This is a genomic window from Sphingomonas natans (assembly GCF_030546695.1).
GTDB classification, from domain to species: Bacteria; Pseudomonadota; Alphaproteobacteria; order Sphingomonadales; family Sphingomonadaceae; genus Sphingomonas_I; species Sphingomonas_I natans.
Genome location: NZ_JAUOTP010000006.1, coordinates 82933 through 99494, shown reverse-complemented (window position 1 = coordinate 99494; position 16562 = coordinate 82933). Strand labels below are relative to the sequence as shown.

Here is a 16562-nt window from a genome sequence, read left to right as displayed (position 1 = left end):
GCCTTTCCCGCTTGCCTTGAGCTTGTCGGAGGGCCGTTCTTCTTGGCAAAAGGACGGTGCTTCGACAGGCTCAGCACGAACGGGAATTGGGTTTGGCACGGATATACTGGCTGCTTGCAGTCCTCGGGACGATGATCCCGCTCGCGGCTTTTCTTCCGTGGCTCGCGGCGCATGGCCTCGATGTGCCGCTCCTCCTCGCCGATCTGTTTGCGAACCGGGTGAGCGCCTTTTTCGGGCTCGACGTGATCGTCTCGGCGGTGGTGCTGATCCTGTTCGTGGCGGTGGAAGGGCGCAGGCTTGGCATGCGGCGGCGCTGGCTGCCGGTCGTCGCGACCTGCCTGATCGGCGTATCCTGTGGGCTACCGCTGTTCCTCGCGCTGCGCGAGGCGGCGCGGACGCGGTGAAGGCCTTCGCTTATCATCGGAGCATCGCGCCGATGATTTGGGCGCTCGTCGGCCTGTCGGTGGTCGAGATGGGCGTGGTCCATGCGCTGATTGCCCTGTGGAAGCCTGCCGTCGGTCTCTGCCTGTCTGCGGTCACCCTTCTGGGAATTGCCTGGCTGGTGCGGCTCGTCCGCTCGTTTCCACGTCTGCCCGTCCTAGTGGGCGAAGACATCGTCGTGATGCGGGTAGGGACGCTGCGCCGGATCGACGTGCCGGCCGACGCAATCGCCCGACTGCGCGCGAGCTGGACGGCCGAGGCACTCAAGCAGCGCTCCGTCCTGCGCCTGTCCCTGCTCGCTTATCCCAATGTCGTGATCGATCTGACCCAGCCGCTGCCGCACGGCAAACGCGCGATCCGCGCGGTCGCGCACCGGCTCGACGATCCCGCCGCTTTCTCCGCCGCGCTTGCGGAGCTACAGGGCGCGGATGATAGACGATGACGAACTCGACCCGCTGGCGCTGGACCCCGGCTTCGCCGACCGGTTCGAGCGCGATCCGCGCCGGCCGGCTTGCCAGCTTTACCTGATCTCGCCGCCCGCGATCGACGCGGGCTTTCGCGATCGGCTTGCCGCCGCCCTCGATGCCGGACCGGCGCGCGCCTTCCAGCTGCGGCTGAAGGGGATCGACGATCATGCGATCGCGGCGCTGGCCGAGCCGATCCAGCGGCTGTGCGCCGACCGCGAGGTAACCTTCATCGTCAACGACAGCGTGGGTCTCGCCAAGAGGCTCGGCGCAGACGGCGTGCATCTCGGGCAGGACGATGGCGATCCGCGCGATGCCCGCGCGATGCTTGGTCCGCAGGCGCAGATCGGCGTGACCTGCCACGACAGCCGCCACCTCGCGATGGAAGCGGGCGAGGCGGGCGCGGACTATGTCGCGTTCGGCGCCTTTTATCCGACGAGCACGAAGGACACGCGGCACACGCCCGAGCCCTCGATCCTCGGCTGGTGGACAACCTTGTTCGAGCCGCCGTGCGTGGCGATCGGCGGGATCACGCCCGCCAATGCCCCGCCGCTGATCGCGGCGGGGGCGGACTTCATCGCGGTGAGCGGCGCGGTGTGGAACGACCCGCAAGGCGATGCGGCGGCGATGAAGGCGTTCGCGGCGGTGCTGGGGCACTGAGCCGGAGCGCGCTCGGGGCGATCCGGGAGCGGCGCGGGCTGGCCGCGCTGGTCCTGCTCGCGCTGGCGGCCGCCGCGCTGCAGATCGCGGCTTATTGGCCGGGGATCCTGATCTGGGATTCGATCCGCCAGTATCGCGAGGCGCTGGCGGGGCAATATGACGACTGGCATCCGCCGGCGATGGACTGGCTGTGGCGCCAGCTGACCGCGATCCACAAAGGCCCCGCGCCGATGCTGCTGCTGCAGACGGGGATGCTGTGGGGCGGGCTCATGCTGCTGGCGGCGCGGGCCGAACGGGACGGGCGGCTGCGCCTGGGGCTGGCGATCCTTGCGGCGGGGCTGCTGCCGATCCCGTTCGCGCTGATGGGGGCGATCACGAAGGACGGGCTGATGGCGGGGGCGCTGTTGCTCGCGGTGGGGCTCGCCGCGTGGCGGTGGCGCGTCGCGGCGGGGCTGCTGCTGATCGCGGCGGCGACGATACGCTTCAACGCCTTCTTCGCCGAGGTGCCGCTCGCGCTGATGCTGCTGCCCGCGGCGTGGCGGGCGGGCACAGTACGGCTGGGGCTGGCGACGATCGCGGTCGCGCTGCCGCTGGTCGCCGCGCTGCCCTTGGCCAATGCCTTGCTCCGCGCTGAGCCGAGCGGGGTGGGGCTGTCGCTCGTCATCTTCGATCTGGGCGGGATCACCGAGCAGAGCGGGGCCGATGCCTTCCCGCCGCAGACGGTGGCCGATCCGGTCGCGGTCAATCATCTTTGCTACGATCCCGCCAAGTGGGACAGCTATGCCTGGTGGGTGGAAGAGCCATGTCCGATGGGGTTCAATCAGCTGCGCGACGCCTTCGCCAAGGCGCACATCAGCCCGACGGGGTGGTGGCTGCGGGCGATCGCGGCGCATCCCGTGGCTTATGCGGCGCACCGGCTCGCGCATTTCTCGATCAACAGCCGCTTCCTGATCCACGGGCCGCCGAACGTGCCCGTCTTCCGGCAGACAGACCCCAATGAGTGGGGGTACGGAATCACGCAGAATGGCTTGTTCCGCGTCATCGACCGGATCGCGGTGGCGAGCGAGGCGGCGCCGATCGGGTGGCCGATCTGGTGGATGGCGGTCGCGGCGGGGGTGTTGCTGCTCTCTCCCTTTGTCTCCGCGGGCGGGGCGGCGCTGCCCCTGGCCTGGTCCAGCCTGCTCTATGGGCTCGGGTATCTGCCGCTGAGCGTCGCGTCCGAGATGCGCTATCATCTGTGGACGATGCTGGCGGCGCTGCTCGCGGCGATCCTCGCCGCGGCGGCGATCGACTGGCGCGGGGTGCCGCGGGCCCGGCTGGTCGCCGCGGCGCTGCCGCTGCTGATCGTGACCGCGCTCGCCAGCGCGTGGCGGCTAGGCTGATCTGGGCTCCGGCTTGCTGACGAAATCATAGACGGCGAGGCCCGGCAATTCGGGCGGCAGCGTCAGGACCTCGGGATGCGAGAGCGAGGTGATCGCATTCTCATAGCCCGTCCGCCAATGATCCTCCATCGTCCAGCGCGAAAATTCATAGTCCTTCGACTGTTGTTCATAGCCGGGTGACTTGTAGATGAGCTGGACGATATTGTAGACCGCCGGATCGGAGGCGGCAGCGAGCCGCTTGGCCGCGGGCGTCGCGGCCAGCTCGGCGGGCATATCCTTCATCAACTGGCGATAGGCGGCGCGCAATTCCTGCCCGACCGCGAATTCCTTGGTCGCGGCGCGCGTGCGGCTGGAGAATTGGATGTCCTTGATCCGCGTCGCCACGCCGGCGAGATCGGTCGGCATCTGCCCCGACGCGCTCCACAGATCGACCTGGAAGACCAATGTATCGAGATCGGAATGCGCCGACAGGACCCAGCTGAGCGGCGTATTGGAGACGAGCCCGCCGTCCCAATAAAACTGGCCGTCTATCTCGACCGCGGCGAAGGCGGGCGGCAGCGCGCCGCTGGCCATGATATGTTCGGGGATGATCGTATCGGTGGCATTGTCGAAATAGGCGAAATTGGCGGTCTCGACATTCACCGCGCCGACGCTGAAGCGCATCGCGTCCTTGTGATTGATCCGATCGAAATCGACGAGGCTCTCCAGCGTCGCCTTGAGCGGGGCGGTATCGTACCAGCTCGTCGCGGCGCCGTTGGCGGCGGGCTGGGCGAAGGGGGGCGGCACGCGCGGCTCGAAGAAACCCTGCACGCCCTTCGTCATGACGCCGGCGGCGGCGAGCTGGTTGATGACGCCGCGGCTCTGCCCTTCGTGGAGGAATTTGGGGAGGAAGCTGCTCAGCGTCGTGATGGGGGTGCTGACGAGCTCCCAGAAGGCGCGCAGCTTGGCGACGCGCTCCTTGGGCGCATTGCCGGCGATGATCGCGCTGTTGATCGCGCCGATCGAGATGCCCGCGACCCAGCTGGGATCGATATTATGCTCGCACAGAGCCTCGTACACGCCCGCCTGATACGAGCCGAGCGCGCCGCCGCCCTGGAGCAGCAGGGCGACGCTCTCGAACGGGGTGCCGTTGCTCTTGGCCTTCGCGGCGGGCGCGCGCGCGGGCGGGCGCGGCTTGCGCGCGGTGGCGGGCGAGGCCGGAGCCTGCGGAGCGGGATCCTTCGCGGGCGACACTGGCGTGGGGGATTGGCCGGCTGGCTGAGACCGCATCGTGGATCCGTCCTTATGCAGCGCCGCACCGGGAGGGAGGCCGGGAGGACTCACCGGATCGACCCGCGCAGGATATGCGATGCCGCGCGCGCGAACAATGGCCGCGAAGCCGCGCGGCGGGCGGCGCGGCGGCGGCGGACGCGCTGCCCGGCGCCGGGCGCGAGGCGGCCGGAAGTTGACAAAGTTGACACTACGTCACCCCCCGGGAGCCCTTGCCCGAGGGCGGATCGTGGGATCGGAACGGCGGCCGGCCGGACCGCGGGGCGACGAAAGGTCACTGGAAAGTCGCACCTCAACGCGCGCGCCCGCATACGCGCGAGGGCGCTGGCGCGCGCACGGGGAGGGCGGAGGCTGGTCGCGGTGCGATCGAGGCGGGCCGGCGATGCGGCGCGGGCCGAGTGGGCGACGCGGGCTATGGCAGCGGGGTTCGCTGCGGGCGAGCCGTGGGGCGCTGCGGGCAAGGCTCGGCACGAGGGCGAAGCGGGCGACAGGCGGCGAACCGAGGGCATGAATCCGGGCTCCTGAGAGGCAGCGGATCAACCAAATTTCACATGAAATCCTACATTGCAAATGGGCGCTTTATAAGCACCGGCGCGATCATCGCCGTCCGTTCTTTTGGTGACGCGCTGAGGCGGCCATTCGATCACGTCAAAGAAATTCTCATAAACAGTTTTTAGCAAATCGACGGGAGCATCCGGACGGGCTCGATTACTATTGCCAAAGCAACGAGAAGCAACGAGCTTGTCAGTGGGGGAGATCACGAGTGGCAAGTTTAAAGGAATGGATTGGGGGGCAGGACGCTTGGGTGAGTGACGCGTTACGTCGGGCGGCGGTGGCAGGTGTTGCAACGGCCGAAGATGCCGATTCCATCGCCTTAAGGGTCCAAGCAGCACTAGGACTAGGAGGCGACACCCTTTTGGAATGCATCGCCTTTGAAGAGACCTGCCTTTCTGCGGTCGTCGACGGCGCCGAAATTCCAGTGCTTTGCTCGATAGGTCCCTTAGATCATGTCGATAGGCTTGCGCCGGGACAGGTGCTTAAGTTTGCTCTCAAGGGGCTAACAATTATCTTTGGAGAGAATGGCTCGGGCAAAAGCGGCTACGCGCGTGCTGCGCGTCGCCTTTGCACGTCGCGAGTGCCGATCACACTTCAGGGCAATGTATTCACGCCGAGCGGAGTAGCACCGACAGTCACCTTCACCGTGAGAAATGGCGAGGGCGAGCCGATCCCTCATCAATGGGTCGAAGGTTCGGCGCTGCCTGATGTCTGTACCCACATGACCTTCCTCGACACAGCTAATGCGCGAGCCTATTTGGAGGACAAGACGGAGATATTGTTCTTACCTCCCGAGGTGAGATGCCTCACTATCTTGGGGCAACTCTATGTTCTTGCCGCGGAGCGGTGCCAGATCGCCGCCAATCAACTGGCAATTGCACATGGTGTTTCACTTGGTGCCCAATTCGGTCCGAACACCTCTGTCGGACAACTTGTTGCCCTGCTGACCACAGAGACACCGCTCGCGAGGCTTCCGGCGGTCGAGCGATTGCGCGCGGCCGCCGTTTGGGACGACACTGCGGCTAATCAGCTCGCAGATGTTCGCCTTCGGCTCGCGAAAGGGCCGGCGGCTCAGGCGCGGATCCTCCGTCGCCTCGGCGAGCCGGCCAAGCTGCTCGCAGACAAGGCGGTTGCGGTAATGGCGTCTCTCGGCAGGCAGCAGATCGATCGAGACTCCGAGCTAGTACAAAGATCTGCTGAAGCACGCGCGGCCGCCGAGACGTTTGCAAGCGAACAGGCGGGCCGTTTCCCGATCGCTGGCACCGGGAGTGAAACATGGAAACAATTATTTCTCCTCGCCCGTAAATTTGCAGCCGAAGCGGACGTCGTACCCGATAACGGCGCTTTCGAGATTGGCGACCCCTGCTTGCTCTGCCAACGTCCCCTCGATGAAGACGCTCGCGACCGAATGGTTGCGTTTGACGCTTATATTGCCGGCGAAGCTGCGGCTGCGGTCGAGGTCACTAAGCGCGAAATTGATGCCAGGATCGCTTCGCTAAAAGGGCTTAATATCGATACCGAGGAGCATGTCCTTCAAGCGCTCGCGGAGCATCGCTCGCACGACGAGGCTCTCTGCGCGATCGTGGACGACGCGGCGCAGACTTTGCGCGCCCTACTAGAGCACCGCCAGCATCTTGTGGCCCACTTAGCGGGCGGACCGGCAGTCGTGACTTTGCCCAATATGGCCCCAATCGTTGCGCTTTCCCAAGCTGCTCAGGACCTCGTGTTGCGTGCGGAGATACTAGAGAGAGACGGCGGTGCCGATCCGGCAGCGGTGGCGTTGGAGCAGGAGTTACGCGACCGCGAGGCCCTCGCCGGCTGCATTGACATCATTGTTGCTCGGCGCGACGGCCTCGCCGACCGCCAACGCTATCTGGGCTGCGTGACTGCGCTCAGCACTCGTCCAATTTCGCTGCTCGCCTCCTCATTGCGGGGTGAACTCGTGACGCCAGAGTTGCGTAGTCGGATAGAGCGAGAAATCTCCGCGCTTGGATTAGACCATGTGCCGCTTCGTTTTACTGAGCAGAGCGCGTCGGGTAAGAGCTTCTTTGAGGTGGCGCTCGACAGTGCAGGTCGCGCGAAGAAATCGACTGTCCTTAGCGAAGGCGAGCAGCGGGCGCTCGCAATCGCGTGCTTTTTGGCAGATGCGCACGTAAGCCAGAGCAAGGGTGCGATCATCGTTGACGATCCGGTGACCAGCCTAGACCACCAGCGCATCCGACGGGTTGCAAACCGCTTCGTGGCCGAAGCTGCATGCGGTCGGCAGGTTATCATCTTCACGCATAACTTGCTGTTTTACCAAGAGGTGATTCGCGCCTGCGCGGATCGCGATCCCCAAGTGCCGGCGCTTCCCTGCATGATCCAGCAGTCGGGAGCCGGCTTTGGCTTCGTCTCAGTCAACGATCAGCCTTGGATTGCCAAGAAAGTGCGCGAACGAGAGCGATCGCTCGAGGCTCAGTTGAGCGCGATGCCCGATAGCGTAGCGGCCGACGGCGAGAAATCGCGTATCCTCGCCAAGCAATTTTACACTGATCTAAGGGAAACTTGGGAGCGTGCGGTGGAGGAAATAGTTTTGGGGGGCGTTGTTGAGCGTTTTGGGACTGATGTTAAAACCCAAAGTCTGAAAATGGTCGATGTCGATGATGCAGACTACCGCAAGATATTTTTTGCTATGAAACGCGCTTCTGGGCGATCAGGTCATGATCAGCCTGCTGCAAAGCAGTTGGATACACCAGACAAGAAGCAGATGAATTCTGATTTGCTTGAACTTAGAGGATTCATTGCAACGCACAAGAAGAAGTCGTTGGCAGCGAGCGAACGCCGCAAGGAAATGGAACAGCCGCCGAAGGCGAGCATCGCATAATCGTATAATTTTATTTTTTGCTTCGTCACGTTCTCGCTTGTCAACAATGCGGGTACCGCCCCGGCCGGGTGAGAGGCTAATACCTTGTCGCCCGCGCGCAATTTCGTCGGGCGACTGCCCAGCTTGGTTGGCGGATCGCGCCAACGAGAGGAAACGTCCGAAACGCGGCATTTTCCCCCGGTGCGGCGACCGATGCACGGCCTCATGTAAAAAAGCTAGTGCACAAACACGCTAGTGCGGGACAGGCCGATATTGATAACGACTTGCAATATCATGTGAGCGCCGTATCGGGGCGGCATCGTTTTGCCACCCAAGGAACTTCGCATGATCGCCCTCGTCGCCCTGCTCGCCGCTGTCGCTCCGGACGCGGCCGATGCTGCCGCAGATCCCGTCCGCGGCGAGGAGATCGTCGTCACCGGACGCACCGAGGGGAGCGACGATTATACGACCAAGGCGCAGAGCACGGCGACGCGGCTGCCGCTCAGCCTGCGCGAGACGCCGCAATCGGTGAGCGTCATCACCCGCGCGCAGATCCAGGATTTCCAGCTCAACGACGTCAATTCGCTGCTGGCGACCGCGCCCGGCATCAACGTGCAGGCGCAGGAGACCGACCGCTTCTATTATTCGGCGCGCGGCTTCGACATCCAGACCTTCCAGATCGACGGGGTCGGCCTGCCTTTCTCGTTCGGCGTGCAGGTCGGCTCGATCGACACCGCGATCTACGATCATATCGAGGTGGTGCGCGGCGCGCCGGGGCTGCTCTCCTCGACGGGCAATCCCTCCGCGGTGATCAACTTCGTGCGCAAGCGGCCGACGACGGACCTGCAGGCCTCGGCCAGCGCGCAATATGGCTCCTACGACAACAAGCGGCTCGATGCCGATCTGAGCGTGCCGATCACCGCCAACGGATCAATCCGCGCGCGCGCGGTGGGCGCGTTCGTCGACAACGACTCCTATCTCGATCGCTACACGCTGCGCCGCTGGACGGGCTATGGCATCGTCGAGGCGGATCTGGGCGAGAATACGGTGGCGAGCGCGGGCTATGGCTATCAGAACCACCAGAGCCACGGCGCGATGTGGGGCGCGCTGCCGCTTTATTATACGGACGGGACGCGCATCCCGCTCGACCGCTCGGCCAATACCGGGCCGGACTGGGCGGGCTGGGGGGTGATCGACCGGCAGATCTTCGGCGATGTCACGCACAGCTTCGGCAATGGCTGGATCGCCAAGGCAAGCGTGATCCGCCGCGCGATCGACGAGGATAACAAGCTGTTCTACGTCTATGGCAATCCGGACCGGACCTCGCCGGGCGGGATCAGCCTCGATCCGGCCAGCCCCGCGGGGATCTACACCTATCCCGGCGCCTTCCTCGCCAAGACGCGCAACCTGACTTTGGACGCCTATGTCGGCGGCAAGGTCGCTTTGTTCGGGCGCGAGCATGACGTGATGATCGGGGTCAATCGCGGCGCCGAGCAATATCGCCAGCTCTCCAGCTACGATTATAGCACGGTGGGCGTGGCGCTGCCGGTGGAGAACGCGTTCGACGGCAGTTTCCCGCGGCCCGCTTTCCCGACGACCTATGACGGCAGCCGCGCCTCCAGCACCGACACGCATACGCGGCGCGAGAGCGTGTACGGGCTGCTCCGGCTCAACCTCGCCGATCCGCTGAAGGTGATGGTCGGCGGCAATTACACGCATGCGGTGAGCGAAGGTTATTCCTACGGGGTCGACACCAGCTATACGCGCAACCGGTTCCTGCCGTTCGTGGGGACGACGCTCGATCTGACGGCGAATATCAGCGCCTATGCGAGCTATGCCTCGATCTTCAAGCCGCAGACCGAAACCAACGGCGCGCGCAACCTGCTCCCGCCGATCAAGGGCTCCAATCTCGAGGGCGGGCTGAAGGGCGAGTGGTTCGAGGGGCGGCTGCATGCGAGCGCGGCGGTCTTCCAGGCGCGGCAGGACAATACGGCGGAGAGCGCGGGCTTCGATCCGACGATCGGCCAGACCATCTATCGCGGCGTCGACGCCAAGAGCGAGGGCGTCGAGCTGGAATTCGGCGGGCAGCTCGTGCCGGGGCTGCAGGCGACGGGCAGCTATACGCTGATGCGCGTGCGCGGCGAGGACAAGGAGCCGGTGCGCACCTTCGTGCCGCGCAACACCGGGCGGCTCAACCTGAGCTACTCGCCGCCGTCGTTCGCCAAGCTGAAGGTCGGCGCGGCGCTTCAATATCAGAGCCGGATCTATCTGGAGCCGGGGACGGTGACGCCCGCCGGCGCGCCGATCCGGATCACGCAGAGCGGCTATGCGCTGCTCGACCTGCTCGCGCGCTATGCGCTGAGCGAGCGGGTGGCGGTGAGCGTCAATCTGAAGAACGTCACCAACAAGAAATATCTGACCGCGCTCAACTTCGACCAGGGCTATTATGGCGCGCCGCGCACGATATTGGGCACGGTCTCGTGGACATATTGATCGGACGGACGGGCTAGAGCGATGGCGCTTTCGCAAGCTGCGACGCGGGGCTGGTATCTCGTCCACAAGTGGACGAGCCTCGTCTGCACGCTGTTCCTGCTGATGTTCTGCCTCACCGGGCTGCCGCTGATCTTCGCGCACGAGATCGACGAGGCGACGCGCGCGCCGGTGCTGGCCGCGCCGCCGGCCGGCGCGCGGCTCGATCTCGACAAGGTCGCGACCGCCGCGGTGGCGGAGCTGCCCGGCTGGAAGATGCTGTATCTGACGTGGGACGAGGACAAGCCGCTCCTCTACGTGACGGTCGGCCCGACCTACGATGCCAGCCCCGCGCAGATGAAATATCAGCTGTTCGATGCGCGCAGCGGTACGCGGATCGAGACGCCGCCGCTGGACGAGGGCGTGATGGCCTTCATCCTCGATCTGCACGCCAATCTGCTGCTCGGCCTGCCGGGGCAGTTGTTCCTCGGGCTGACGGGCGTGGTGTTCCTGGTCGCGGTGGTGTCCGGCGTCGTCGTTTACGCGCCGTTCATGCGCAAATTGCGCTTCGGCACAGTGCGCAAGGACAGGAGCCGCCGGCTCAAATGGCTCGATACGCACAATATGGTGGGGATCGTCACCTTGGGCTGGGTCGCGGTGGTGGGGCTGACCGGCTTCATCATCACGATGACCGTGCCGATCACGATGATCTGGCAGGCCGACCAATTGGGCGAAATGTCCGCGCCTTATGCGCATGCCAGGCCGCCCGAGCGGCTCGCCTCGATCGACAAAGCGGTGGCGACGGTGCGCGCGGCGGCGCCCAACGCGCGCGTCAGCTTCGTCGCCTGGCCGGGAACGACCTACAGCACCAAGCACCATTATATGGTCGCGCTGGCCGGCAATACGCCGCTGACCGCGCGGCTGATCAACCCGGCGATGGTGGATGCCGAGACGGGCCGGCTGACCGACCTGCGGCAGATGCCGCTCTACATGAAGGCGCTGTTCCTGTCGGCGCCGCTCCACTTCGGCGATTATGGCGGGCTGCCGCTCAAGATCATCTGGGCGCTGCTCGATATCGCGGCGATCGTGGTGCTGGTGAGCGGCCTGTATCTGTGGCTGGGCAAGCGGCGGACGCCGCTCAACCGGCGGGTGGCCGAGCTGCGCACCGGCGGTGCGCTGGAGCCCGCGGAGTGAGGCCGGAGGCGACCTCCCGCCCGCCAGCCCGTACGGTGGCGCCGCAGAGCGGGTGGCGCATCTTCCGCTGGCCGATCGTGATGGGGCTGGCCAATGCGGTGGGGCTCGTCGCGGCGCTGATCGGCGACGGCGCCTATGATCTGGTGTCGTGGGTGACGCTCGGGGCGACGCTGGCGATCATGATCGCCGCGTGGCGGGGCTGGTCGGCAGGCTGAGCGGGCCGCTCCGTGACCGGCGGGCCGGGAACGGCGCCCGTGCGGCACCGTCCCGGCCCCGCGCGGCTCACATCTTGTAGGCGACGCGCAGATAGCCGAACTGGCCGGGCACGTCATAGGTCGTCGGATCGTAGTTCGGGCCGGTGCAGCTCGTGCAGGCGGGCGGGGTGCGGTTGAAGACGTTGATCACGCCGATCGTGAAATCGAACTTCTTGTCGAGGAAGCTCGGCGTGAGGACGATCTGGACGTCGCCGTAGAAGGTGTTGCGCAGGCGGCTGCCATCGGCCTCGGCGACGTGATTGATGTAGCGGCCGGTGAAAGACGCGCCCAGATCGCCGAGGCTCCAGCTGGCGACGGCATTGCCCTTGAACTTGGGATAGGACTGATCGGGGAAGCCGCGCGTGGTGCCCTTGTAGCTGATCGTCGTGACGCCATCGGCGGTGGGGAAGCTCTCCGTATAGCGGGCGAGGTGGTTGCCGTTCAGAGTCAGCCCGAAGATGCCGGCGCTCGTCTCCGGCGTCCGATAGGTGACCGTCAGATCGATGCCGCGCGTGCGGATCTCACCGATATTCTGCAAAAGCCCTACGACGCGCGAGATGATGCCGCTTGCGGTGCGGACGACGTTGCCGCAGGCGGCAGGATCGCCGAGTTCGGCGCAGCGCGACAGCGTCACCTGCGGGTTGATCGCCGCGATCGCGCCGCTGACCTTGATGTCGTAATAATTGGCCTCGATGCTCAGCTGGCTGGCAAAGCCGCTCTCGCGCGCCCAGCGCGGGCTGTACACGCCGCCGAACAGCCACGTCTTCGACGTCTCGGGAGTGAGCGCGTTGTTGCCGCCGGTCAGCGTACCGATCTGGCCGCCCAGCGGCTCGGCATAGCTGCCGCTCGCCGGGACGCCGTTGGCGATGCAGTTGGTGCGGACGGTCGCTGAGGCGCGGAAGCGCGAGCCGGCGACGTTGGTGCAAGGATCGTCGATCGGCGCATCGGTGCGCGACTGCGCGCCGAACAGCTCGCCGATGCTGGGGGCGCGGAAGCCCTCGGCATAGGAGCCGCGCAGGAGCAGGTCGTCGATCGGCTTCCACAGGCCGGTGCCGGTGAAGGTCGTGCTCGATCCGCTCGTGGAATAGCTCGAGTGGCGGACGGCGCCGTCGGCTTCCAGCGAGCGGAAGAACGGCACGTCCTTCAGGATCGGCACGCGGATTTCGCCATAGACTTCGTCCGTGTTGAACTTGCCGCTCGCGGCTTGCGCGGGAATGTCCGCGCCGAGGCCCGCCTGAATGATCGGATCGGGGGTGAAGCCGCCCTTCTGGAGGCGATGCTCATAGCCGAGAGCGACGCCGACATTGCCGGCGGGCAGGCTGAACAGATCGCCGCTCAGGTTCGCCGTGTAATCATAGAGGCGCTGGTAGCTCGTATCGCGCTCGATGAACGAGATGTAGTTGAGCATGGCGGGCGTGATCGAACCGGCGCCGCCGAAGATGTTGAGCGGGACGCAGGTGCCGGTGCAGGCCGCGACCGGGCCGAGAGCACGCGCGACATTGGCGGCGTTGACGTTGCCGGTGAAGGTCTGGCGGGCGTCGTTGAGGCCGACGACCGCATTCACGTCCCAGTAGAATTTGTGCGCGCCGACATCGAAGCTGCCATCGAGCGTGCCCGTCGTCGACCAAGTATCGACATGCTGGGTGTAGGTGCGCTGACCGGCCTCGACGAGGCGGCGGCCGATGAAGCTGTAGGTGGCGGGCGTGCCGTTCGCGCCGGACGAAAGCGTGATGCCGAACGGGTTGAACGGGTTGGTCGCATCGATCGAGACGGTATCGAGCAGATTGCCGTTGCCCGCGTCGGGGCCGACGAACAGCGGCAGGAAGGCTGCCTGGTTCTGCGAGTTACGACGGTTATAGACCGCCTTCACGCGCAGATTGATGTCGCTGCCCAGCTCCTGCTTGGCGCTCAGGAAGCCGCCGAAGCGCTCGGACGGCGTCAGGAAATAGTTGAACGGCGAGAAGTTGAACCGGTCGGCCGTGGTGAAGGCGCGGAAGCTGCCGCCGACGAGCGTCGGATCGTAAACACCACGCGAGGTAAGCGGCGCATTGCGGACGGTGATGCTGCCGCCGGCCGGCAAGGAGGGATTGCCGGGATTGAAGACGATGCGGCCGTTGACCGCGCCGGACGAACAGCCGCCGATCGGATCGGTGCAGCTCGTCTGGCCCGGATTGGGGAATTGCGAGATGCTGCGATCGGCGGTGGAGACCTTGTCCTGCTTCACATAGGTGCCACCGATGACGATCGAGGTGGTCGGCCCCTTGACCCCGTAGCTGACATTGTAATCCTGCGTGGCGCCGTCGCCGGCCCGGAACTTGCCGTACTGGGCGGATGCCCGCAGGCCATCCTGCGAGGCCTTGGTGATGATGTTGACGACGCCGGCGATCGCGTCCGAGCCGTAGAGCGGCGATTGCCCGGATTGCAGCACCTCGATCCGCTCGATCTGGCTTTCCGGGATGCTGTTGAGATCGACCGTGGAGGGGATGCCGCTCGCTGCGGTCGCGGGCACATAGCGCAGCCCATCGACCATCACGAGCGTGCGCTTGGCGAGCAGATAGCGCAGATCGATCTCGGACGTGCCGGCGCCGACGCCGCCGCCATCCTGCGGATTCCCGATATTGCCCGAATTGTTGACCTTCGTGTTCAGGCCGCCGGCGGCGCTGGGCAACCGCTGGAGAACGTCCGCCACCGAGGTGAGGCCCGTCTGCGCCAGGCTGCTCTGATCGAGCGTGATGACGGGCGAGCTGTTGTCGAGCGGATCGCGGCGGATGCGCGATCCGGTGACGATGATGGCATCGTCCGCGCCGCTGTCGCCGGCCGGCGTCGCGCCGCCGATGCTGACGGCCTGCGCGTGCAGCGTGACCGGCGCTCCGAGAACGAGTGCCGAAAGCGCGATATAGCTGCGCAATATAAACTTGCGGTTCATGACGTGTCCCCTGTCCGACCTGATGGTTAATTGTGGTCCGCGTTCTTGCTGCGGCGCAACCGGGGCGACGGGGCCATCGCCGATTGTTTCAAAAGTGTTTCGTTCCTGCAACAGGACGGAGAACGCCGGAAATCCGTGCGGGACATCGCGGGTAACAGCCTGCCCGGCTTCGCCATCGCATGGCGTTCCGACGCATCGTCAAGGGCAGGTCGAAAGCGCCGGACGCCCAAGTCTGTTGCAGTCGCAGGGCGGCTCGGGCACCTTCGCGTTTCCAAAGCGATAGGGGGCGACGCTGGCGGGTCTTGGGACGGGAACGGCGGCAATCGGGCGCGAGGAGGTCGCGCGCGATCAGGGGTTGCGGCGCGGGGTCGGCACCTGGGCGCTGGCGGCGAGCATCGTCAACGGCGTCGTCGGCGGCGGCATCTTCACGTTGCCCAAGTCGATGGCGGCCTCGGCCGGACCCTATACGCTGCTCGTCTATCTCGGCTGCGCGCTGGTGATGGGCGCGGTGGTGATCTGCTTCGCCGAGAGCGGCAGCCGCGTGCCGACGAGCGGGGGTGCCTACGGCACGGTCGAGGCCGCGTTCGGGCGGCGCTGGGCCTTCCTGTGCGGCATCTATATCTGGCTGGCGAGCGTGCTGGCGTGCGGCGGGATCGCGGCGGCTTTCTGCGACGGGATCGCGACGCTGACCCCCGCGCTGGCCGGGCCGGGGCCGCGCATCGCGATGCTGCTGGCGATGTTCGGCGGGATCGCGACGGTCAATCTGCTGGGCGTGGGGCTGGCGGCGCGGATCATCGCGAGCGGCACGGTGATCAAGCTGATCCCGCTCGGGCTGTTCCTGATCGTCGGCGGTTTCGCGATCCTTTCGGGGCACAGGCCGCCCGCGACCGACGTGGTTGCGCAGCCGCTCGATCTGCTGACGTTGGGCGCGGCGGTGCAGCTGGCTTTGTTCGCCTTTTGCGGGATGGAGACGCCGCTCGCGGCGAGCGGCGAGGTCGCCGATCCGGCGCGGACCGTGCCCAAGGCGACGATGCTGGCGATGGTGTTCGTGCCGTTCCTCTACATCGCGATCCAGCTGGTCGCGCAGGGGCTGCTCGGGCCGGCGCTGGCGGGATCGGCCGAGCCGCTCGCCGATGCGATGGCGACGGTGAGCCCGACGCTGGGCATCGTCCTTCTGTTCGGCGCGGCGCTGTCGCGGCTCGTGTGGATCGGGAGCGACATCTTCGGCGCGCCGCGCGTGCTGTTCGCGTTCGGGCGCGACGGGCTGCTGCCGGCGGTGTTCGGGCGGGTGCATCCCACGTGGCAGACGCCGCATGTCGCGATCCTCTTCCATACCGGGCTCGCTTTCTTCCTCGCGGTGACGGGCACGTTCGAGGGGCTGGCGATCCTGTCGACGCTGGCGACGGCGGGGATCTATTTCCTCGCCTGCGCGGCGGCTTTGTCGCTCAGGCGGCGGGGGATCGCGGTCTCGGGCCAGCCGCTCGCCTTCCGCCTGCTGACGCCGGCGGCGTGGATGGGAATGGTGGCGATGATAGTGCTCGTCGTGATCGGCAAGACGAGCGACATCGTCGGCTTCGTCGCGGTGACGGTGGGAAGCCTCGCATTGTTCGCGGTGATGCGGCCGAAGCGGGCGGCGTGAAGGCGGCGTAGCGAGGGGGGCGGCGCGTGGCGCGAGCGGACCAGATCGTCATTCCGATGCGGATCTCGATCGAGCAGCCGGTGATCGGCGTGCTGTACAGCCTGCAGGAGAAGGACGATCTGCCGCTGGATGCGAAGGCGTCGCGCGAGGGCGAGCCGCTGGTGTTCGATTTTGCCGTGCGCGTCGGGCCGGGGCCCAAATTCTTCGGCGATCAGGTGCGGCGCGAGGGGCCGGTGCGGCGCTTCGTCTATATAAGGATCGGGACGCTGGCGGGCGATCCCGCTTCGCCCTGGTCGCGGCGGATGAAGATCGACATCCACGATATCGACGCGGACCTGCTCGATCGGGCGGCGAGGGACGACGGGGTGATCGAGACGACGATCATCGGCACCGGCAAAGACGGGACGCCGGCTTGCGGGACGTTGCGGCCGACCGGCCGGCGCATCGCGGCGCGCTGACGCGGACCA

The 16562-nt window shown here is 66.1% G+C and carries 13 protein-coding genes; 10 read left to right on the top strand and 3 right to left on the bottom strand.

Annotation, left to right across the window (positions count from 1 at the left end; genetic code table 11):
* Nucleotides 1–92 precede the first annotated feature (92 nt).
* Genes Q4F19_RS14025 through Q4F19_RS14010 form a run of 4 tightly spaced genes read left to right on the top strand, consistent with a single transcriptional unit; the run spans nt 93 to nt 2947 of the window.
* Nucleotides 93–404 (top strand): DUF2834 domain-containing protein, encoded by a 312-nt coding sequence (locus Q4F19_RS14025; RefSeq protein WP_303543549.1) that lies wholly within the window; start codon nt 93–95, stop codon nt 402–404.
* Nucleotides 401–883 carry a hypothetical protein gene (locus Q4F19_RS14020; protein ID WP_303543547.1) on the top strand — a complete coding sequence of 161 codons (483 nt, stop codon included), beginning with the start codon at nt 401–403 and terminating at the stop codon, nt 881–883. The genes Q4F19_RS14025 and Q4F19_RS14020 overlap by 4 nt, the downstream gene beginning before the upstream one ends.
* Nucleotides 870–1565, top strand: a complete 696-nt coding sequence (thiE, locus tag Q4F19_RS14015; RefSeq protein ID WP_303543545.1) for a thiamine phosphate synthase — start codon at nt 870–872, stop codon at nt 1563–1565. The genes Q4F19_RS14020 and thiE overlap by 14 nt, the downstream gene beginning before the upstream one ends.
* Complete coding sequence (locus Q4F19_RS14010) at nt 1502–2947, top strand: hypothetical protein (protein WP_303543544.1); 1446 nt, start codon at nt 1502–1504, stop codon at nt 2945–2947. The genes thiE and Q4F19_RS14010 overlap by 64 nt, the downstream gene beginning before the upstream one ends.
* Here Q4F19_RS14010 and Q4F19_RS14005 read toward each other — a convergent pair.
* Entirely contained in the window at nt 2939–4216 is a 1278-nt protein-coding gene (locus Q4F19_RS14005; RefSeq protein ID WP_303543543.1) for a patatin-like phospholipase family protein, read from the bottom strand. The genes Q4F19_RS14010 and Q4F19_RS14005 overlap by 9 nt on opposite strands.
* A gap of 536 nt (nt 4217–4752) precedes the next feature.
* Complete coding sequence (locus Q4F19_RS14000) at nt 4753–4986, bottom strand: hypothetical protein (RefSeq protein ID WP_303543542.1); 234 nt, start codon at nt 4984–4986, stop codon at nt 4753–4755.
* A gap of 35 nt (nt 4987–5021) precedes the next feature.
* Here Q4F19_RS14000 and Q4F19_RS13995 point away from each other — a divergent pair, with 35 nt between their 5' ends.
* The 4 genes from Q4F19_RS13995 (at nt 5022) to Q4F19_RS13980 (ending at nt 11491) form a co-directional block, all read left to right on the top strand.
* Complete coding sequence (locus Q4F19_RS13995) at nt 5022–7634, top strand: AAA family ATPase (RefSeq protein WP_303543541.1); 2613 nt, start codon at nt 5022–5024, stop codon at nt 7632–7634.
* A 324-nt stretch (nt 7635–7958) separates the two neighbouring features.
* Nucleotides 7959–10106 (top strand): TonB-dependent siderophore receptor, encoded by a 2148-nt coding sequence (locus Q4F19_RS13990; RefSeq protein WP_303543539.1) that lies wholly within the window; start codon nt 7959–7961, stop codon nt 10104–10106.
* A 21-nt stretch (nt 10107–10127) separates the two neighbouring features.
* A complete protein-coding gene (locus Q4F19_RS13985) occupies nt 10128–11276 on the top strand; it encodes a PepSY-associated TM helix domain-containing protein (RefSeq protein ID WP_303543537.1) in 1149 nt (382 codons plus the stop codon).
* Nucleotides 11277–11311: 35 nt separating this feature from the next.
* Nucleotides 11312–11491 carry a hypothetical protein gene (locus tag Q4F19_RS13980; protein ID WP_303543536.1) on the top strand — a complete coding sequence of 60 codons (180 nt, stop codon included), beginning with the start codon at nt 11312–11314 and terminating at the stop codon, nt 11489–11491.
* A 67-nt stretch (nt 11492–11558) separates the two neighbouring features.
* On the opposite strand, the gene Q4F19_RS13975 is transcribed toward Q4F19_RS13980, so the two are convergent.
* Entirely contained in the window at nt 11559–14456 is a 2898-nt protein-coding gene (locus Q4F19_RS13975) for a TonB-dependent receptor domain-containing protein (RefSeq protein ID WP_303543534.1), read from the bottom strand.
* Nucleotides 14457–14811: 355 nt separating this feature from the next.
* Between Q4F19_RS13975 and Q4F19_RS13970 the strand changes: the two genes are divergently transcribed.
* Both Q4F19_RS13970 and Q4F19_RS13965 read left to right on the top strand, forming a co-directional pair.
* Nucleotides 14812–16095, top strand: a complete 1284-nt coding sequence (locus tag Q4F19_RS13970; protein ID WP_303543533.1) for an APC family permease — start codon at nt 14812–14814, stop codon at nt 16093–16095.
* Nucleotides 16096–16121: 26 nt separating this feature from the next.
* The gene (locus Q4F19_RS13965; RefSeq protein WP_303543532.1) at nt 16122–16553 is read left to right on the top strand and encodes a DUF5990 family protein; all 432 of its coding nucleotides are present in this window, start codon (nt 16122–16124) and stop codon (nt 16551–16553) included.
* Nucleotides 16554–16562 lie beyond the last annotated feature (9 nt).